This window comes from Verminephrobacter aporrectodeae subsp. tuberculatae At4, assembly GCF_000193225.1.
GTDB classification, from domain to species: Bacteria; Pseudomonadota; Gammaproteobacteria; order Burkholderiales; family Burkholderiaceae_C; genus Acidovorax; species Acidovorax aporrectodeae.
The window spans coordinates 1-3,268 of record NZ_AFAL01000073.1 but is presented as its reverse complement, the minus strand read 5'-3'; the positions used below and the strand labels follow the sequence as shown (position 1 = coordinate 3,268).

Here is a 3,268-nt window from a genome sequence, read left to right as displayed (position 1 = left end):
CAAGGGCGCGGCCAGCATGTCGCACTGGGCCGCAAGGCCGGCGCGCTCGAGCAGCGCACGCGCACCCAGGGTGTCGCGCGCCGCATCGCCCGAGAAATCGTCGCCCTGGGGAACGAAGGCCGCGAGCCTGCAGGCCCAGCTGCGCGTGGTCTCGAACCGCGGGGCAAACCCCTCGGCGTGCTGCAGGGCCCAATGCTGCTGCGCCCAGGGCATGAGCTGGGCGTACGGCAGCAGCACCACGGTGCGCGCAGGGTGCGCGCCCTGCGCGTGCATATGCTGCGCCACCCGCGCGAAAACACCCTGCCACAAGGCAGCGCAGCGCTCGCCCGGGACTGCGCCAGCCGGAGCCGCGCAAGCGCCGGCCGCAGCGCCGTGCGTGGGATGGGTTTCTGTCACAATTCCCGGACTTTAAGCGAACACGGGGCGCCACCCGCGCCAAAACCAGGAATCCGCCCATGGCCAGCGAACTCATCAAACATGTCTCCGACGCCAGCTTTGACGCCGACGTGCTGCAGGCCGGCACCCCGGTGCTGGTGGACTGCTGGGCCCCATGGTGCGGCCCTTGCAAGATGATGGAGCCGATCCTGGACGAGGTTGCGGACAACTACCAGGGCAGGCTGCAGGTGGCGAAGATGGACGTCGACAAGAACCGCGAGACGCACGCGCGCTTCGGCATCCGCGGCGTCCCCACGCTGATGCTGTTCAAGGACGGCCAGCTGGCCGCAACCAAGGTCGGCGCCATGGCCCTGACCCAGCTCACCGCCTTCATCGATCAGCAGCTGGCCTGACCCATCGGGCGCCGTGCGGGCCTGCTTGCGCGATGGCGTCCCCCCGTGCAGCACACCCATTTTTCCTGTCATAATCGCCCCCGACCATCGGGCTGCACACCGCTTATGGCATGCAGCGCCGAGACCCCAGGCAGACCGGACCTGCTAGCCAGCAGCCCACCCGGCGCCCCGCTCTCCCCCAAGATTCACCCCCCACTCCGTCCAGGAGTCGATCCATGCACTTAAACGAACTCAAGGCACTGCATGTGTCTGAAGTCCTCAAGCAGGCCGAAGAACTCGACATCGAAAACACCGGCCGCATGCGCAAGCAGGAGCTGATGTTCGCGATCATCAAAAAGCGCGCCAAGGCGGGCGAGCAGGTGTTTGCCGACGGGGTGCTGGAAATCCTGCCCGACGGCTTCGGCTTTCTGCGCAGCCCCGACACCAGTTTCACCGCGAGCACCGACGACATCTACATCTCGCCGAGCCAGGTGCGCCGCTTCAACCTGCACACCGGCGACATGATCGAAGGCGAGGTGCGCACGCCCAAGGACGGCGAGCGCTACTTTGCCCTGACCAAGCTCGACGCCGTCAACGGCGGCCCGCCGGAGCAGAACAAGCACAAGGTGATGTTCGAAAACCTGACGCCGCTGTTCCCCAAGGAGCAGATGCGCCTGGAGCGCGAGATCAAGGGCGAGGAGAACATCACCGGCCGCATCATCGACATCATCGCGCCCCTGGGCCGCGGCCAGCGGGCGCTCATCGTTGCCCCGCCCAAGAGCGGCAAGACGGTGATGATGCAGCACATCGCCCACGCCATCACGGCGAACAACCCCGACGTGCACCTGATGGTGCTGCTCGTCGACGAGCGCCCCGAGGAAGTGACCGAAATGCAGCGCACGGTCAAGGGCGAGATCATCGCCTCGACCTTCGACGAGCCCGCCGCGCGCCACGTGCACGTCGCCGAAATGGTCATCGAGCGCGCCAAGCGCCTGGTCGAGCTCAAGAAGGACGTGGTGATCCTGCTCGACTCGATCACCCGCCTGGCGCGCGCCTACAACAACGTGGTGCCCTCCTCGGGCAAGGTGCTCTCGGGCGGAGTGGACGCCGCCGCGCTGCAGCGCCCCAAGCGTTTCTTTGGCGCCGCGCGCAAGGTCGAGGAAGGCGGATCGCTGACCATCGTCGCCACGGCGCTGGTCGACACCGGCAGCCGCATGGACGAGGTGATCTTTGAAGAATTCAAGGGCACGGGCAACTGCGAAATCCACCTCAACCGCCGTCTGTACGAAAAGCGCGTGTTCCCGGCGATCGAACTCAACAAGAGCGGAACGCGCCGCGAGGAACTGCTGCTCGCGCCCGAAATCCTGCAAAAGACCCGCATCCTGCGCCAGTTCATGTACAACATGGACGAGATCGAATCCATGGAGCTCATGATCAAGAACATGAGGGCCACCAAGACGAACGTGGACTTCTTCGACATGATGCGCCGGGGCGGTTAAGGCCTGCTCCCGCCGCATGCAGCGGGGCAGAAACTGACCCTGAGCCAGGCCGCAGGCAGGCGCTCAGGGGTGTTTCAATAAAGGCTTGCTGCCGGCCTGTTCGTGCCGACGACGCAGTTCAACCTCCATCCACTCCATGGATTGCTTCATGTCTTGCCGCAGCGATTCGATCTCGGATGGAGTCAACGGACGCGGCCGCGCGGAGGTGTCCGGCTTCTGACTACTTGGCTGGCAACTCATGGGCTTCGCCCCACGGGCCGCAAGGGCCAGGTCAGCAGCAGCCACAGGGCAGCGAGCGCGCTGGTCGCGGCAAACAGACCGGGGGCGCCGGCCCATTTCAGCAGCGCACCGCCCAGCGCGCCGCCGGCGAACAGGCCCAGCGACTGCATGGTGTTGTAGCTGCCCAGCGCCGCGCCGCGCAGCGCAGCAGGCGCCATGCGCGAGACGAGACTGGGCTGGCTCGCCTCGAGCGCGTTGAAGCCGCAGAAAAAGACGAACAGCAGGGGGCCGAGCAGCCACAGCGTCGGCGCGCTGCCGCTCGCGGCCAGCACGCCGAGCCCGGCCTGCACCGCAAGAATCAGCGCAATCGCCCCGAGCAGCGCGGCGCGCAGCCGGCCGGCGCGCTCCAGCGCAAACAGTCCGCCCAGGGTGGCAAACGACAGCACGACGGCGGGCAGGTACAGCTGCCAGTGCAGGTCCTTGGCGAGGCCGGCCTGCACGAGCAGGGCGGGAACCGCGACCCACATGCACAGCTGCACGGTGTGCAAAACGAACACGCCCAGGTTCAGGCGCAGCAGGTCCGGGTGGGCCCAGGCGTCGGCCAGCCGTGCACGCACGGCGTCCCTGCGCCGCTCGGACTCTGCCGGAACGCAGCCCAGCAGCACGGCAACGCCCGCGAGCGCCAGCGCGCAGGTCAGGCCGAACAGCCCGGAAAGCCCGATCCGCGCCGCCAGCACGGGCGCCGCAACGAGTGCCACGGCAAACACCAGGCCCACGCCGCCG

At 67.4% G+C, this 3,268-nt stretch carries 3 protein-coding genes and 1 pseudogene; 2 read left to right on the top strand and 2 right to left on the bottom strand.

The features are described 5' to 3' along the window. Positions 1-273: pseudogene (locus VTU_RS0103135) on the bottom strand (PD-(D/E)XK nuclease family protein); the annotation flags it as partial. A 182-nt stretch (positions 274-455) separates the two neighbouring features. On the opposite strand from VTU_RS0103135, the gene trxA reads away from it, so the two are divergent. Together trxA and rho are read left to right on the top strand one after the other, a co-directional pair. Then, positions 456-788: a thioredoxin TrxA gene (trxA, locus tag VTU_RS0103130; protein ID WP_010100671.1), complete on the top strand. Its 333-nt coding sequence runs from the start codon at positions 456-458 to the stop codon at positions 786-788. Between the two features lie 215 nt (positions 789-1,003). After that, positions 1,004-2,266: a transcription termination factor Rho gene (rho, locus tag VTU_RS0103125; RefSeq protein WP_010100669.1), complete on the top strand. Its 1,263-nt coding sequence runs from the start codon at positions 1,004-1,006 to the stop codon at positions 2,264-2,266. 236 nt (positions 2,267-2,502) lie between these two features. Here rho and VTU_RS0103120 read toward each other — a convergent pair. Continuing rightward, a partial coding sequence (locus tag VTU_RS0103120; protein WP_010100667.1) for an MFS transporter occupies positions 2,503-3,268 on the bottom strand: 766 nt, incomplete at its 5' end.